Annotated in this window: 14 protein-coding genes; 2 read left to right on the plus strand and 12 right to left on the minus strand. The window is 70.9% G+C overall.

What is annotated here, in order from left to right:
- Positions 1-10: 10 nt before the first annotated feature.
- Positions 11-1078 (minus strand): ADP-ribosylglycohydrolase family protein, encoded by a 1068-nt coding sequence (locus AB0950_RS06680; RefSeq protein WP_366777973.1) that lies wholly within the window; start codon positions 1076-1078, stop codon positions 11-13.
- 165 nt (positions 1079-1243) lie between these two features.
- Between AB0950_RS06680 and AB0950_RS06685 the strand changes: the two genes are divergently transcribed.
- Positions 1244-2380 carry a glycerate kinase gene (locus AB0950_RS06685; RefSeq protein ID WP_366777974.1) on the plus strand — a complete coding sequence of 379 codons (1137 nt, stop codon included), beginning with the start codon at positions 1244-1246 and terminating at the stop codon, positions 2378-2380.
- Positions 2381-2610: 230 nt separating this feature from the next.
- On the opposite strand, the gene pssA is transcribed toward AB0950_RS06685, so the two are convergent.
- From pssA to AB0950_RS06730, 9 genes are all read right to left on the minus strand, one after another.
- On the minus strand, positions 2611-3432 hold the full coding sequence (pssA, locus tag AB0950_RS06690; protein ID WP_330342756.1) for a CDP-diacylglycerol--serine O-phosphatidyltransferase: 822 nt from the start codon (positions 3430-3432) through the stop codon (positions 2611-2613).
- Positions 3433-3454: 22 nt separating this feature from the next.
- Positions 3455-4111: a phosphatidylserine decarboxylase gene (locus AB0950_RS06695; protein ID WP_360155576.1), complete on the minus strand. Its 657-nt coding sequence runs from the start codon at positions 4109-4111 to the stop codon at positions 3455-3457.
- Positions 4112-4290: 179 nt separating this feature from the next.
- On the minus strand, positions 4291-5496 hold the full coding sequence (locus tag AB0950_RS06700) for an acyl-CoA dehydrogenase family protein (protein WP_360155579.1): 1206 nt from the start codon (positions 5494-5496) through the stop codon (positions 4291-4293).
- A 2-nt stretch (positions 5497-5498) separates the two neighbouring features.
- The gene (locus AB0950_RS06705) at positions 5499-6011 is read right to left on the minus strand and encodes a MaoC family dehydratase (RefSeq protein WP_360573349.1); all 513 of its coding nucleotides are present in this window, start codon (positions 6009-6011) and stop codon (positions 5499-5501) included.
- Between the two features lie 5 nt (positions 6012-6016).
- Entirely contained in the window at positions 6017-6979 is a 963-nt protein-coding gene (locus AB0950_RS06710) for a CoA ester lyase (protein ID WP_360155583.1), read from the minus strand.
- Entirely contained in the window at positions 6976-9024 is a 2049-nt protein-coding gene (locus AB0950_RS06715; RefSeq protein WP_360573348.1) for a protein meaA, read from the minus strand. The genes AB0950_RS06710 and AB0950_RS06715 overlap by 4 nt, the downstream gene beginning before the upstream one ends.
- A gap of 9 nt (positions 9025-9033) precedes the next feature.
- Complete coding sequence (gene ccrA, locus AB0950_RS06720; RefSeq protein WP_360155952.1) at positions 9034-10371, minus strand: crotonyl-CoA carboxylase/reductase; 1338 nt, start codon at positions 10369-10371, stop codon at positions 9034-9036.
- A gap of 429 nt (positions 10372-10800) precedes the next feature.
- A complete protein-coding gene (locus AB0950_RS06725) occupies positions 10801-11610 on the minus strand; it encodes a TetR family transcriptional regulator (RefSeq protein WP_360155589.1) in 810 nt (269 codons plus the stop codon).
- Positions 11611-11764: 154 nt separating this feature from the next.
- A complete protein-coding gene (locus tag AB0950_RS06730) occupies positions 11765-13576 on the minus strand; it encodes a 3-hydroxyacyl-CoA dehydrogenase family protein (RefSeq protein WP_360155592.1) in 1812 nt (603 codons plus the stop codon).
- Positions 13577-13968: 392 nt separating this feature from the next.
- On the opposite strand from AB0950_RS06730, the gene AB0950_RS06735 reads away from it, so the two are divergent.
- Positions 13969-14556 (plus strand): adenylosuccinate lyase, encoded by a 588-nt coding sequence (locus AB0950_RS06735; RefSeq protein ID WP_360155595.1) that lies wholly within the window; start codon positions 13969-13971, stop codon positions 14554-14556.
- Between the two features lie 7 nt (positions 14557-14563).
- Here AB0950_RS06735 and AB0950_RS06740 read toward each other — a convergent pair whose 3' ends face one another.
- Complete coding sequence (locus tag AB0950_RS06740; protein WP_366777975.1) at positions 14564-15082, minus strand: GNAT family N-acetyltransferase; 519 nt, start codon at positions 15080-15082, stop codon at positions 14564-14566.
- Complete coding sequence (locus AB0950_RS06745) at positions 15079-15498, minus strand: RidA family protein (protein WP_366777976.1); 420 nt, start codon at positions 15496-15498, stop codon at positions 15079-15081. Before AB0950_RS06745 ends, AB0950_RS06740 begins: the two co-directional genes overlap by 4 nt.
- Positions 15499-15503 lie beyond the last annotated feature (5 nt).

A 15503-nucleotide genomic window follows, 5' to 3' on the forward strand; every position in this document is an offset into this window, starting at 1 on the left:
CGCGGCCCGACTAAGGGGCGCTCGCCGCCAGGCGCACGGTGCGTTCCGCGAGCGCACTGATCCGTACGCCGTCGAAACCGAACACCGCGCTGCGGACCGTGTCCTGGAGCGGGTCCTTCCACCGCGCCGGGATCGCCTCCGCACCGGTGAGGACCCCGGCCACCGAGCCCGCCGTCGCCCCGTTGGAGTCGGTGTCCAGGCCGCCACGCACGGTCAGCGCGATGGTCCGGGTGAAGTCGCCGTCGCCGTACAGCAGCCCGGCGCTCAGCACCGCGGCGTTCGGGACGGTGTGGATCCAGCCGAGCCCCGCGGTCTCCGCGGCCAGCGTGGCGAGGGTCTCCTCCCAGGGCAGGCGGGTCCCGTGCAGGCTGATCACCCGCCGTACGGTACGGGCGAGCCTGCTGCCGGCCGGGATCACGCCGAGGGCCGCGTCGAGCGCGTCGCGCACGGTGTGCGCGGTGAAGGCCGCGGCGATCAGCGCGGCGGCCCACATGGCGCCGTACACGCCGTTGCCGGTGTGGGACAGCACGGCGTCCCGGCGGGCCAGGGCGGCGGCGCCGGCCGGATCGCCCGGACGGGTCCAGCCGTGGACGTCGGCGCGGATCAGCGCGCCGATCCACTCCTGGTACGGGTTGTCGTACGTCGCCGTCAGCGGCGGCTTCAGCCCGTTCGCGAGATTGCGGTACGCCGCCCGCTCCGCCGTGAAGGTCTGCAGATACGGCAGCCTGAGCAGCCACAGATCACCGACCTGCTCGGTGCTGAAGCCGAAGCCGTGCGTCTCCAGCAGGTGCAGCCCGAGGATCGCGTAGTCGACGTCGTCGTCGCGCACGCTGCCGTGGATCCGGCCGCGCACGCAACCGCGCCACTCCGGGCGCAGTACGGCGGTCTCGGCCGGGTCGGCGGGCTCGGGCAGATAGTCGGTGAGCGGCAGCGCCCCGGCCCCGCGCAGATAGCGGTCGATGCGCTCGTGGGTCCACACCTCGCCCTGCTCGACCGGCTTGCCGAGCATGTTGCCCGCGATCCGGCCGAGCCAGCCGCCGTGGACGCGGTCGGCGAGGTCCGGTCCTGTGCTGGTCATGGCTGGGGTCTACCCGTTTTTCCCAGGCGGCTCCCAGGCGCTTCCCAGCCTTCGGTCGGGGCATGACGGCGAGGGCGTCCTCCGGTTAAGGTCGCAGCGGCGCGACTGGCCCTGACGTGCGCGGGGCCCGGAGAGCAAGGGGAATGCAAGGTGGCGGACGCTGCAGTGAACGAGACCCGTCGGGTGCTCATCGCCGCGGACAAGTTCAAGGGCTCGCTGACGGCCGTGCAGGTCGCCGAGCGGGTGACGGCCGGGCTGCGCCGGGTCGTGCCGGACCTTCACGTCGAGGCGCTGCCCGTGGCCGACGGCGGCGACGGGACCGTGGACGCGGCGGTGGCGGCCGGTTTCGAGCGGCGGGAGGTACGGGTCGCGGGCCCGCTGGGCCAGGAGGTGACCGCCGCGTTCGCGCTGCGCGGTGACACCGCGGTGGTGGAGATGGCCGAGGCCAGCGGCCTGCAGCGCCTTCCGGCGGGCGTCTTCGCACCGCTGACGGCCTCCACGTACGGCTCCGGCGAGCTGCTGCGCGCCGCGCTCGACGCGGGCGTGCGGACGATCGTGTTCGGCGTCGGCGGCAGCGCCACGACGGACGGCGGCGCGGGGATGCTGTCCGCGCTGGGCGCCCGGTTCCTGACCGAGGACGGTGAGCCGGTGTCGCCGGGCGGCGGCGGGCTGGCCGACCTGGCCCGGGCCGACCTGTCCGGCCTGGACCCCCGGCTGTCCTCCGTCGAACTGGTCCTCGCCAGCGACGTCGACAACCCGCTGACCGGGCCGAAGGGAGCCCCGGCGGTGTACGGCCCGCAGAAGGGCGCCTCGCCGGACGACGTGGACACCCTCGACGCGGCGCTGGCCCACTTCGCCAAGGTGCTGGAGGCCGAGGCCGGTCCGGACGCGGCGCGGTACGCGGCGTCGCCGGGCGCGGGCGCGGCGGGCGGCATCGGCTACGGCGCGCTGCTCCTCGGCGCGCGTTTCCGGCCGGGCATCGAGGTCATGCTGGACGTCCTGGGCTTCGCGCCCGCGCTGGAGCGGGCCTCGCTGGTGATCACCGGCGAGGGTTCGCTGGACGAGCAGACGCTGCACGGGAAAGCGCCGGCGGGGGTTGCCGCCGCGGCGCGCTCCGCGGGGAAGACCGTGGTGGCCGTGTGCGGGCGGCTGGCCCTGTCGCAGGAGGCGCTGCTGCGGGCCGGGATCGAGCAGGCGTACGCCCTGACGTCCGTCGAGCCCGACGTCGCCAAGTGCATCGCCGACGCCGGACCGATCCTGGAGCGGGTCGCCGTGCGCATCGCCGAGGACCACTTGGGCTGAGGCCCTGGGGGCTCCGCCCCCAGACCCCCCTGGCCAACCCGCCCACCCGTCTCGGTCGGCTGGAAAGGCACTGTCCGGGGCGGGCGTGGCCTTGTCGCTTCACCTCTCAGCCAACCGAGACCGGTGGGTGGGTGGGAAACGGGGGTCTGGGGGGCGGAGCCCCCAGGTGGGCCACACAAACGAGGGGCCCCGGACCAGCCAACGGTCCGGGGCCCCTCGTACAAGCGCCGCTACGGCAACTGCGCCGCCCGCGCCTCCCGGCGGTTGTCGCGGAAGTTGTTCACCCGGCGAGCCGTGGCGAACAGCGGGATCACCGCGCCCATGACCAGCTGCAGCGCGCAGCCCGTCTGGAGGAGCAGCTGGCCGCTCGGGGCGTCGAAGGCCCAGGCTGCCAGCAGGCCCATGGACAGCACGATCCAGGAGAGCATCGCGCCGGCGAGGCGGCCCCGCGGCTTGGGGTACTCCACGCGGCTCACCATCAGCCACGCCGTACCGAGGATCGCGAGCAGCGTCGCCACGAAGGGCAGCTCCAGCAGCACGATGGAGACCACCGTCAGCGCGCCGAACGGCGAGGGCATGCCCTGGAACATGCCGTCCTTCATCGTCACGCACGAGAAGCGCGCCAGGCGCAGCACGACGGCCAGCAGCACCACGATGGCCCCGAGCGCCGCCACTCTCTGGTGCGCGTCGTCCGCGACCATGCCGTAGACGAGGACGAAGTACGCGGGCGCCAGCCCGAAGCTGATCAGGTCGGACAGGTTGTCCAGCTCCGCGCCCATCGGCGAGGAGCGCAGCTTGCGCGCGACCAGGCCGTCGAACAGGTCGAAGACGGCCGCGCAGAGCATCAGGATGACGGCCGTGGCGGCGCTGTGCCGCGCCATGCCCGCGGACTCGTCGTTCCCGGTGAGGTGCGGGATCAGGATGCCGGTGGTGGTGAAGTACACCGCCATGAACCCGCAGGTGGCGTTGCCCAGGGTGAGGGTGTCCGCTATCGACAGGCGGAGCGAGAGGGGCATCTCCTCCTCGTCGTCCACGTCGTCGGCCTCGGGCACCCAGCCCGCCTGGGTCTCCGGATCAATCACGGTCAATGCGAGTCACCCCAGCCACGGTCTTCTGTCCGACCTCGACCGCGACCTCCACGCCCTCGGGCAGGTAGAGATCGACACGCGAGCCGAAGCGGATCAGACCGATACGGTCGCCCTGCTCGACCTTCGTGCCCGCGGGGATGTAGGGCACGATGCGGCGGGCCACCGCGCCGGCGATCTGGATCATCTCGATGTCGCCGAGTTCGGTGTCGAAATGCCAGACTACGCGCTCGTTGTTCTCGCTCTCCTTGTTGAACGCCGGAACGAAGCCGCCGGGGATGTGCTCGACGGACGTCACCGTGCCCGCGAGGGGCGCGCGGTTGACGTGGACGTTCAGCGGGCTCATGAAGATCGCGACGCGGGTGCGGCCGTCCTTCCACGGCATGATGCTCTGCACCACGCCGTCGGCGGGCGAGATCACCCGGCCGGAGCCGATCTCGCGCTCGGGGTCGCGGAAGAACCACAGCATGCCCGCCGCGAGCGCGGTGGCGGGCACGGCCACGGCCCTGGCCGCGCCGGAGCGGCGGGCGCGGGCCAGGCTGAGGGCTGCGGTGGCGACGGTCGGGAGAAGCCACGGCGATGCTCCGCGCGCGAGACGGACGCCGGCTCGGCTGTCGCGAGGTGCAGAGGTTTGGCTGTGGGGCATGGATGACCTTCGTAGCGGATGATGCCGCACAAGACGGGGGACGGCGGCTTTCCGGGATCGTACCGGTCGCGGGCCGCAACTGGGCAAGCTGGGAAGCCGAGTCGGCGGCCGAAGAGCGGCGGAACAACGCATACGGGGTGTGATCTTCTTCTCGAAGAAAACACCCCGTACTAGGACATTCAGCCCTGGAATCGATACTCTTCGAGCAGTCTGCGGCCGATGATCATTTTCTGGATCTCGGCGGTACCTTCACCGATGAGCAGCATCGGGGCCTCGCGGTACAGGCGCTCGATCTCGTACTCCTTGGAGAAGCCGTAGCCGCCGTGGATCCGGAAGGCGTCCTCCACGACCTCCTTGCAGTACTCGGAGGCCAGGTACTTCGCCATGCCGGCCTCCAGGTCGTTTCGCTCGCCGGAGTCCTTTTTGCGGGCCGCGTTGACCATCATCGCATGGGCGGCCTCGACCTTGGTCGCCATCTCCGCCAGCTTGAACTGGATGGCCTGGTGCTGGGCGATGGGCTTGCCGAAGGTGTGCCGCTGCTGGGCGTACTGGACGCCGAGCTCGAAGGCGCGCTGGGCGACGCCGCAGCCGCGCGCCGCCACGTTGACCCGGCCGACCTCGACGCCGTCCATCATTTGGTAAAAACCTCGGCCGGTGACGCCGCCGAGCACCCGATCGGCCGGTACCCGCAGGCCGTCCATGATCAGCTCGGTGGTGTCGACGCCCTTGTAGCCCATCTTGTCGATCTTGCCGGGGATGGTCAGGCCCGGGCGGACCTCGCCGAAGCCCGGCTCCTTCTCGACCAGGAAGGTCGTCATGGACTTGTGCGGGGCCGTGCCCTCGGGGTGACCCTCGTCGCTGCGGACGAGGACGGCCACCAGGGACGAGGTGCCGCCGTTCGTCAGCCACATCTTCTGGCCGTTCAGGACGTACTCGTCGCCGTCCTTGACCGCCTTGGACGTGATCGCCGACACGTCGGAGCCCAGACCCGGCTCCGACATCGAGAAGGCGCCCCGGATGTCGCCGGCGGCCATCTTCGGCAGGAAGTGGTCCTTCTGCTCCTGCGTGCCGTGCTGCTTGAGCATGTACGCGACGATGAAGTGGGTGTTGATGATGCCGGACACCGACATCCAGCCGCGGGCGATCTCCTCCACGCACAGCGCGTAGGTGAGCAGCGACTCGCCCAGCCCGCCGTACTCCTCGGGGATCATCAGACCGAACAGGCCGAGCTCCTTGAGCCCGTCGACGATCTGCTGCGGGTACTCGTCGCGGTGCTCCAGCTCGGTCGCGACAGGAATGATCTCTTTGTCGACAAAGTCCCGGACGGTGGAGAGGATCTCCTGCTGGACGTCGGTCAGACCGGCGGTCTGGGCGAGACGGGCCATCGCTACTTCTCCTGCTGCTTCAGCTCAGGGCGGCCCGGCTGCTCGCCGCCGCGCTCCTTGATGTACGTCTCGGTGGGCACCATCACCTTGCGGCGGAAGACGCAGACGAGCGTGCCGTCCTGCTTGTAGCCCTTGGTCTCGACGTAGACGATGCCGCGGTCGTTCTTCGACTTCGACGGCCACTTGTCGAGCACGGCCGTCTCGCCGTAGATCGTGTCGCCGTGGAAGGTCGGCGCCACGTGCTTGAGCGACTCGATCTCCAGGTTGGCGATCGCCTTGCCGGAGATGTCCGGCACGCTCATGCCCAGCAGGAGGGAGTAGATGTAGTTCCCCACGACGACGTTCTTGCCGAAGTCCGTCGTCTTCTCCGCATAGTTGGTGTCCATGTGGAGCGGGTGGTGGTTCATGGTGAGGAGACAGAACAGGTGGTCGTCGTACTCCGTGACCGTCTTGCCCGGCCAGTGCTTGTACGTCGCCCCGACCTCGAACTCCTCGTAGGTCCGTCCGAACTGCATCGCGCTCAGGCCTCCGGGATCTCGAACTTGCTGGTGCGCTGCATGCCGGCGGCGCGTCCCTTGCCCGCGATGACCAGGGCCATCTTGCGGCTGGCCTCGTCGATCATCTCGTCGCCGAGCATCGCGGAGCCCTTCTTGCCGCCCGCCTCGGACGTGTAGTAGTCGTACGCGTCCAGGATCAGCTCGGCGTGGTCGTAGTCCTCCTGGGAGGGCGAGAAGACCTCGTTGGCGGCGTCCACCTGGCCCGGGTGCAGCACCCACTTGCCGTCGAAGCCGAGGGCGGCGGCCCGGCCGGCCACCTCGCGGAAGCCGTCGACGTTGCGGATCTGCAGGTAGGGGCCGTCGATCGCCTGGAGGTCGTTGGCGCGGGCGGCCATCAGGATCTTCATCAGGATGTAGTGGTAGGCGTCCGCCGGGTAGCCGGGCGGCTGCTCGCCCACGACGAGGGACTTCATGTTGATGGACGCCATGAAGTCGGCCGGGCCGAAGATGATCGTCTCGATGCGCGGCGAGGCCTGCGCGATCTCGTTGACGTTGTTCAGGCCCTGCGCGTTCTCGATCTGCGCCTCGATGCCGATCCGGCCGACCTCGAAGCCCATGGTCTTCTCGATCTGGGTGAGCAGCAGGTCCAGCGCGACGATCTGCTGGGCGTTCTGCACCTTCGGCAGCATGATGCAGTCGAGGTTCGGGCCGGCGCCCTCGACGACCGTCACGACGTCGCGGTACGTCCACTCGGTCGTCCAGTCGTTGACGCGCACCACCCGGGTCTTGCCCGTCCAGTCGCCCTCGTTGAGGAACTTGACGATGGTGTGCCGCGCCTCGGGCTTGGCGAGCGGCGCACAGGCGTCCTCCAGGTCGAGGAAGACCTGGTCCGCCGGGAGGCCCTGCGCCTTCTCCAGGAAGCGCGGGTTGCTGCCCGGTACGGCCAGGCAGGAGCGCCGCGGGCGAAGGCGGTTGACGGTCGTCATGCGGGGACCTCCAGAGGGTCGAGCTTGTTCGCTTTCCGGATCTCGTCGACGATGCGGCCGATGATCCCGGTGATGTCGAAGTCCTTCGGGGTGAAGACGGCGGCCACTCCGGCGTCCTTCAGCTGCTCGGCGTCACCATTCGGGATGATGCCACCGGCGATCACCGGTATATCTGTGGCACCGGCCACACGCAGCCGCTGGAGTACGTCCGGGACCAGCTGGGCGTGCGATCCGGACAGGATCGACAGGCCGACCGCGTGCACGTCCTCGGCGAGGGCGGCGTCCACGATCTGCTCGGGCGTCAGCCGGATGCCCTGGTAGACCACCTCGAAGCCGGCGTCCCGCGCGCGCACGGCGATCTGCTCGGCGCCGTTGGAGTGCCCGTCCAGGCCCGGCTTGCCGACCAGGAAGCGGAGTTTGCCGACGCCCAGCTCGCGGGCGGTGGCGTCCACCCTGGCCCGCACGTCGGCGAGCGCGGAGCCCGGCTCGGCGGCGACGGCCACCGGCGCCGAGGACACCCCGGTGGGCGCCCGGTACTCGCCGAACACCTCGCGCAGGGCCGCCGCCCACTCGCCGGTGGTGACGCCGGCGCGGGCGCACTCCAGCGTGGCCTCCATCAGGTTCTCGGTGCCCTTGGCGGCCTCCTTCAGCCGCTCCAGCGCCTTGCAGGGGCGCGGGTGGTTGAAGGGCGGCTGGTAGCGCGTGTCGCGCCAGTTCTGCAGCGAGGCGATGACCCGGGCCTCGACCGCCGGGTCGACCGTCTGGATCGCGGTGTCCAGGTCGGCCGTGAGCGGGTTCGGCTCGGTGCCCTCGAAGATGTTGACGCCGACGATCTTCTCCTGGCCGGACTCGATCCTGGCCCGGCGCTCGGCGTGCGAGGCGACCAGCTGCGACTTCAGGTAGCCGGACTCGACGGCGGCCATCGCGCCGCCCATCTCCTGGATGTGCTCGATCTCCGCGAGGGCGTCCGCGACCAGCTGGTCCACCTTCGCCTCGATCACCTTCGAGCCCTCGAAGATGTCGTCGTACTCCAGCAGGTCGCTCTCGTAGGCGAGCACCTGCTGGATGCGCAGGCTCCACTGCTGGTCCCAGGGGCGGGGCAGGCCCAGGGCCTCGTTCCAGGCCGGCAGCTGCACGGCACGCGCGCGTGCGTCCTTGGAGAGGGTCACGGCCAGCATCTCCAGCACGATCCGCTGGACGTTGTTCTCCGGCTGCGCCTCCGTCAGGCCGAGGGAGTTGACCTGGACGCCGTAGCGGAAGCGGCGCTGCTTGGGGTTCTCGATGCCGTACCGCTCACGCGTGATCTTGTCCCAGATGCGGCCGAACGCCCGCATCTTGCACATCTCCTCGACGAAGCGGACGCCCGCGTTCACGAAGAAGGAGATGCGGGCGACCACGTCGCCCATGCGCTCCTGCGGCACCTGGCCGGAGTCGCGCACGGCGTCCAGGACGGCGATCGCGGTGGACATCGCGTACGCGATCTCCTGCACCGGCGTGGCCCCGGCCTCCTGCAGGTGGTAGCTGCAGATGTTGATCGGGTTCCACTTCGGGATGTGGGAGACCGTGTACGCGATCATGTCCGTCGTCAGGCGGAGCGACGGCCCCGGGGGGAACACATGGGTGCCCCGGGACAGGTACTCCTTGACGATGTCGTTCTGGGTCGTGCCCTGGAGCTTGGTGATGTCCGCGCCCTGCTCCTCGGCGACGACCTGGTAGAGCGCCAGCAGCCACATGGCGGTGGCGTTGATCGTCATCGAGGTGTTCATCTGCTCCAGGGGGATGTCCTGGAACAGCCGGCGCATGTCGCCCAGATGGGCCACGGGCACGCCCACCCGGCCGACCTCGCCGCGGGCGAGGATGTGGTCGGAGTCGTAACCCGTCTGCGTCGGCAGGTCGAACGCCACCGACAGACCGGTCTGCCCCTTGGCCAGGTTGCGCCGGTACAGCTCGTTGGACGCCTCCGCCGTCGAGTGACCGGCGTACGTCCGCATGAGCCACGGACGGTCCTTTTCCCTCCGGCTGCCCGAAGGCTGACGCTCTGTCATCTGCGGCTCTCAGACGTTGCGGAAGCGGTTGATGGCGTCGATGTGCTTGGCTCGCATCTCGTGGTCGCGCACGCCCAGGCCCTCCTCGGGGGCGAGGCACAGCACGCCGACCTTGCCCTGGTGCAGGTTGCGGTGGACGTCGTAGGCGGCCTGGCCGGTGTCCTCGAGCGAGTAGACCTTCGACAGGGTCGGGTGGATCCTGCCCTTGGCGATGAGGCGGTTGGCCTCCCAGGCCTCGCGGTAGTTGGCGAAGTGGGAGCCGATGATCCGCTTCAGCGACATCCACAGGTACCGGTTGTCGTACTCGTGCATGTAGCCCGAGGTGGAGGCGCAGGTGGTGATGGTGCCGCCCTTGCGGGTGACGTAGACGCTCGCGCCGAAGGTCTCGCGGCCGGGGTGCTCGAAGACGATGTCGATGTCCTCGCCGCCGGTGAGCTCGCGGATGCGCTTGCCGAAGCGCTTCCACTCCTTCGGGTCCTGGGTCCGCTCGTCCTTCCAGAACTTGTAGCCCTCGGCGTTGCGGTCGATGATCGCCTCGGCGCCCATCGCGCGGCAGATGTCCGCCTTCTGCGGGCTGGAGACGACACAGATCGGGTTGGCGCCGCCGGCCAGCGCGAACTGCGTCGCGTACGAGCCGAGGCCGCCGCTCGCGCCCCAGATCAGCACGTTGTCGCCCTGCTTCATGCCGGCGCCGTTGCGGGAGACCAGCTGGCGGTAGGCGGTGGAGTTCACCAGGCCCGGGGCCGCGGCCTCCTCCCAGCTCAGGTGGTCCGGCTTCGGCATCAGCTGGTTGGACTTGACCAGGGCGATCTCGGCGAGGCCGCCGAAGTTGGTCTCGAAGCCCCAGATCCGCTGCTCCGGGTCGAGCATCGTGTCGTTGTGGCCGTCGGAGGACTCCAGCTCGACGGACAGACAGTGGGCGACGACCTCGTCACCGGGCTTCCAGGCGTTGACGCCCGGGCCGGTGCGCAGAACGACGCCCGCGAGGTCGGAGCCGATGATGTGGTACGGCAGGTCGTGCCGCTTGGCCAGCTCGTTGGTGCGGCCGTAGCGCTCCAGGAACCCGAAGGTGGACAGAGGCTCGAAGATCGAGGTCCACACCGAGTTGTAGTTCACCGAGGAGGCCATGACGGCCACCAGGGCCTCGCCCGGGCCCAGCTCGGGCACGGGAACCTCGTCGAGGTGGATCGACTTGCGCGGGTCCTTGTCGCGGGTCTCAAGGCCCGCGAACATCTCCGTCTCGTCCTTGTGCACGGTGATCGCGCGGTACGAGTCGGGGATCGGCAGGGCGGCGAAGTCGGCGGACGTGGCGTCCTGCGACTGGATCGCGTCCAGGATGTCCTTCACGGTCACGGTGTTGCCTCCGGCGGTGAGCGCCCTGAGGGAGGGGCGCTGAGGGATCGTCGGTGCTGCGGTGAGTGCTGCTGAGGGTTTTGGAGGGTGGGCCGTCGGTTCGGCTCGGTGGTGCTTCGGCAGCGCTTTGTGGCGCGGGAGGGTGCCTGTGACGCAGGCGTCCGGGCGCTCGGGCCATGGGCCTTTGGGGACAGCCGGCGAGCGATCGGTCTCTGCTCGCCGGCCGCCCGGACCCCTTCAACGTATGACACCGCGTGTCAGTCGGCAAGGCACTGAGTGCCAGATATTGCTCTCAGATGAAATCTTTACTTGACAGATGAGCGATGATCGATCGTATGGGCCTCGAAGGGTGGGCGAAAAGGGGCGCTGACATGCAAAAACGGCCACCCGTGGGGTGGCCGTTGTCACAGGGGGGAACCTGGGTCAGCGCTCCTTGAGGGCCTGCTCGATGGTGCGCATGACCTCGTGCAGCGGCGCGTCGGTGCGCGCGACCGTCACCAGCACCTCGCCCTGCGCGGACGCCGTGGAGGCGGCCGGCTGCGGCGCCGTGCCGCGTCCCGCGCCGATCCCGTTGCCGAACGTCTTGCGCACGATGGCGAAGGCGTGGTCCAGCTGCGCCTCCACGTCCCCCTGGCCGCCCGCGCGCAGCCAGCGCCGCAGCACGTGGTTGTGGGCGGTGACGACGGCGGAGGCGGCCACCTCGGCCAGCAGCGGGTCGTCGTTGGCGTCGTCGGCGTGCGCCCGCTCGTCGAAGTGGCCGAGGAGGTAGCGGGTGAACAGACGCTCGTAGCGGGCCACCGACGCGATCTCCGCCTCCCGCAGGGTGGGCACCTCGCGGGTGAGCTTGTAGCGGGCGACCGAGACCTCCGGGGCGGCCGCGTACATCTTCATGACTTCCTTGATGCCGCGGCACACGGCGTCGAGCGGATGCTCGTGCGCGGGAGCGGCGTTCAGGACCGCCTCGACGCGGATCAGCGTGTCGTCGTGGTCCGGGAAGATCGCCTCTTCCTTGGAACGGAAGTGACGGAAGAAGGTACGGCGGGCGACGCCGGCCGCGGCCGCGATCTCGTCGACGGTGGTCGCCTCGTACCCCTTGGTCGCGAAGAGCTCCATCGCTGCCGCCGCCAGTTCTCGGCGCATCTTGAGCCGCTGGGCGGCGGCGCGACTGCCTGCGGCACTTTCCGGCGCGTCGGGCGTAGCTGGTGTACGTGAGGACTTGGCGGGCTGGGACATGCCCCGAACGTACTGCATGTGCGCAGTTCGGTGCGCGGGTGAGGGGGTTCTGCCGGCCCGGGGGCCCGCCCCGCCCCAGGAGGGCGGGGACGCGTCCACCGGGCCGAGCAGTCCGCCCCAGTCCGTCTCCGCGTGCGACCAGTCGCCGGCGCCGTCAACGCCGGGCATACTCGCGGAAGCCGCGGCCGGTCTTGCGGCCGAGGCAGCCCGCGGCCACCAGGTGCTCCAGCAGCGGCGCCGGGGCCAGGCCCGGATCGCGGAACTCGCGGTGCAGCACCTGCTCGATGGCCAGCGAGACGTCCAGGCCGACCACGTCCAGCAGCTCGAAGGGGCCCATCGGGTAGCCGCCGCCGAGCTTCATCGCCGCGTCGATGTCGTCCAGGGACGCGTAGTGCTCCTCGACCATCTTGATCGCGTTGTTCAGGTACGGGAACAGCAGCGCGTTCACGATGAAGCCGGCCCGGTCGCCGCAGTCCACCGCGTGCTTCTTGATCTTCGCGCAGACCTCGCGGACGGTGGCGTGGACGTCGTCGCCGGTCAGCACGGTCCGCACGACCTCGACCAGCTTCATCGCCGGCGCCGGGTTGAAGAAGTGCATGCCGATCACGTCCTGCGGGCGCGAGGTGGCGCGGGCGCAGGCGACGACGGGCAGCGAGGAGGTGGTGGTGGCGAGGACCGCGCCGGGCTTGCAGACCTTGTCCAGCGTGGCGAACAGCTGCCGCTTGACCTCCAGGTCCTCGGCGATCGCCTCGACGGCCAGGTCGACGCCGGCGAAGGCGTCGTAGGACCCGGCCGGGGTGATCCGGTCCAGGATCTGCGCGGCGGCCTCGGCGGTCAGCCGCCCCTTGTCGACAGAGCGCGAAAGCGACTTGCCGATCCGGGCCTTGGCGGCCTGCGCCTTCTGCTCGCTGCGGGCGGCCAGCACCACGCCGTAGCCGGCCTTGGCGAACACCTCGGCGATGCCGGAGGCCATGGTGCCGGAGCCGGCGACGCCCACCGAGCGCACCTCGCGTCCCCGGACCGCCGAGCCGTCCTCGGCCGGGGTCAGCGCGTCCGGCACGACGGTGGCGCTGCCCGGGGCCGCGTAGGTGTAGAAGCCGCGTCCCGCCTTGCGGCCGGTCAGGCCCGCCTCGCTGAGCTGCTTCAGGATCGGGGCCGGGGCGTGCAGCCGGTCGCGGGACTCGGCGTACATGGCCTCCAGGACCGTACGGGCGGTGTCGACGCCGATCAGGTCCAGCAGCGCGAGCGGGCCCATCGGCAGGCCGCAGCCGAGCCGCATCGCCGCGTCGATGTCCTCACGGGAGGCGTAGCGGGCCTCGTACATCGCGGCGGCCTGGTTGAGGTAGCCGAACAGCAGGCCGTCCGCGACGAAACCGGGGCGGTCGCCGACCGCGACCGGCTCCTTGCCCAGCTCGATCGCGAGGTCGGTGACGGCGGCGACGGCGCCCGGCGCGGTCAGCACCGACGAGACGACCTCGACCAGCTTCATCGCCGGCGCCGGGTTGAAGAAGTGCAGGCCGAGCACGCGCTCGGGGCGGGCCGAGTCGGCGGCGAGACGGGTCACGGACAGGGCGTTGGTGCCGGTCGCGAGGATCGTCTCGGGACGGACGATGCCGTCGAGCTCGCGGAAGATCTGGTGCTTGATCTCGTACGACTCCGGGGCCACCTCGATGACGAGGTCGGCGTCGGCCGCCGCCGCGAGGTCGGTGCCGGTGCGGACCCGGGCCAGGGCGTCGGCGCGCTCCTGCTCGGTGAGCCGGCCGCGCTCCACGCAGTGGGCGGTGCGGGCCTCAAGGGTGGCGACGCAGCTCGCGGCCTGGGCCTCGCTGATGTCGATGCCGATCACCTCGCGGCCCGCCTTGGCGAGGACCTCGGTGATACCGGTGCCCATGGTGCCGAGGCCGACGACGGCGATCGTCTTGAGGGGCTGCGGGGTGCCGGACTGGGGGGACAGGGGAGTGGCCATCGCGGGACTCCAGGAATGAGGGTGACGACGAGGAGCGCGCCGGGTGCGCCGAGGGGCGCACCACGGAGCGGAAAGGGTGCGGGTGTTTGCCGGGCCGCGAGCGCACACGCCCGGTGCCGCCGGATGCCACGGGCGATGCACATCGCCCGCGCACGGCACACGGCAGGAATTCCGACCGGCCCTGTCCCGGAGCCGGGTCGTACTGCGGTACACGTCCGTACCGAACCGACCTGCTCGCGACGGCCGCGTCACCAGACCGTCGCCAGCGGATGCGAGTGGGTAACTCGCTCGTCTGAGCTTAACTTGCCAGTAACGAGCGCGCCAGCCCTGAGTCCGGCCGGAGTTTGTGATGTAGCTCCCCCGGACCCCGCCACCCGCCTACGCTGGACTTCGTGGACGAAGAGTTGCGATCGCTCACGGAGCGCTTACGGCAGGAGTCGCGCGGCTCGGCGGCGTTCGAGCGGCTGCTGGCCACCGGCGACCACGACGAACTCGCGGAGGTGCTCACCGCGCCCGGACAGCCCCTGTGGGCCAGGGAACTGGCCGCGTTCCGGCTCGGCCTCGCGGGCGACCGGCGCGCCTTCGAGTCCCTGGTGCTGCTGCTCAACCACCGCGATCCCCCACGCTGCGCCTCCGCCGCCCATGCCCTGGCCCGCCTCGGCGACCCCCGCACGGCCCGCGCGGCGGCGGCCCTCGCCACCAACGAACTCCGCGTGGCCTACGCCCTGCACCCGGTACGGCTGCTGACCGAGCTGCGCGCCCCGGAGTCCGTGCCCGCGCTGATCACCACCCTGGAGCGCCGCCTGCGCCCGCACGACCCCTACCGCCGCGTCGCCCTCGCCTGTGTGGAGGGTCTCGGCGCCCTCGGTGACCCCCGGGCCCGCCGCGTCCTCACCGAGGCCCTGGCCCAGCCGGCCCTCGCCGAGGCGGCGGCGCGGGCGCTGGCGCGGATCCCCCCGCAGCGCACGGAGGTGACCTGACGGGCGGTCAGCCGCTCAGCGCCTTCGCGTAGCGCACCTCCGGCACGGGCACCCCGTCCACGTCGAAGGGCTCCTCGGCGCCGTCCGCGCGGAATCCGGCGCGTTCGTAGAACCGGCGGGCCGCGGCGTTCTCCTTCAGAACCCACAGGAACATGCGGGGGAAAGCGGCGCACCGCTCGAGCGACGCCGACAGCAGCGCCCGCCCGACCCCGCGGCCGAGGTGCGCCGGATCGGCGTAGACGGCGTACAACTCCGCGTCCGCCGTGCGCACTTCACCGTCCCGGTAGGGCCCGTACGCCGCCCAGCCGAGGATCTCGCCCGCCTGCTCGGCGACCAGGTTCACCACGGACCCGTCCCCTTGCGTCAACCAGGTCCGCCGTTTCCCGGCGTCCGCCGCGACGCTGAGCCCGTCGAGATACGACTGCGGCATCAGCCCCCGGTAGGCGTGCCGCCAGCCCCGGACCCGGATCTCGGAGACGCGCTCGCAGTCGGCGAGGCCCATCTCCCGGACGGTCAGGGGGCTCATTCGCCGACCACCGCGAGCGCTTCGATCTCCATCAGGAACTCCGGGGCCACCAGCGCGGCCACCTGGACGGCGGAGGACGCCGGGAGGCGGTCATCGGGTATGTGGGCGGCGCGGGCCGCACGGATGGCCGGGAGGTGGGCGGTGTCGGTGACGAAGTACGTCAGCTTCACCACGTGCTCGAAGCCGGCGCCGGCCGCGGCGAGGCAGCGCCTGAGGTTCTCGAACACCTGGCGGGCCTGGGCCGCGGGGTCGCCCTCGCCGACCAGCCTGCCCCGCTCGTCCAGGGGAAGCTGGCCGGAGACGGCGACGAAGCGGCCGGCCGCCGAGACGACGTGGCTGTACTGGGCCGCGGGGGCCACGCCGGCGGGGGCGGGGATGCGGGTCGGGGCCGTGGCGGATCCGTGGTGATCGCTCATGGGGC

The sequence above is a fragment of the Streptomyces sp. NPDC007189 genome (assembly GCF_040703635.1).
Taxonomy (GTDB): domain Bacteria; phylum Actinomycetota; class Actinomycetes; order Streptomycetales; family Streptomycetaceae; genus Streptomyces.

What these genes read in the sequence shown, in the direction of transcription:
- AB0950_RS06680 (WP_366777973.1), bottom strand. Translation starts at nt 1,078, where the DNA reads ATGACCAGCACAGGACCGGACCTCGCCGACCGCGTCCACGGCGGCTGG.
- AB0950_RS06695 (WP_360155576.1), bottom strand. Translation starts at nt 4,111, where the DNA reads ATGCCCCACAGCCAAACCTCTGCACCTCGCGACAGCCGAGCCGGCGTC.
- AB0950_RS06700 (WP_360155579.1), bottom strand. Translation starts at nt 5,496, where the DNA reads ATGGCCCGTCTCGCCCAGACCGCCGGTCTGACCGACGTCCAGCAGGAG.
- AB0950_RS06705 (WP_360573349.1), bottom strand. Translation starts at nt 6,011, where the DNA reads ATGCAGTTCGGACGGACCTACGAGGAGTTCGAGGTCGGGGCGACGTAC.
- AB0950_RS06710 (WP_360155583.1), bottom strand. Translation starts at nt 6,979, where the DNA reads ATGACGACCGTCAACCGCCTTCGCCCGCGGCGCTCCTGCCTGGCCGTA.
- AB0950_RS06715 (WP_360573348.1), bottom strand. Translation starts at nt 9,024, where the DNA reads ATGACAGAGCGTCAGCCTTCGGGCAGCCGGAGGGAAAAGGACCGTCCG.
- AB0950_RS06725 (WP_360155589.1), bottom strand. Translation starts at nt 11,610, where the DNA reads ATGTCCCAGCCCGCCAAGTCCTCACGTACACCAGCTACGCCCGACGCG.
- AB0950_RS06730 (WP_360155592.1), bottom strand. Translation starts at nt 13,576, where the DNA reads ATGGCCACTCCCCTGTCCCCCCAGTCCGGCACCCCGCAGCCCCTCAAG.
- AB0950_RS06740 (WP_366777975.1), bottom strand. Translation starts at nt 15,082, where the DNA reads ATGAGCCCCCTGACCGTCCGGGAGATGGGCCTCGCCGACTGCGAGCGC.
- AB0950_RS06745 (WP_366777976.1), bottom strand. Translation starts at nt 15,498, where the DNA reads ATGAGCGATCACCACGGATCCGCCACGGCCCCGACCCGCATCCCCGCC.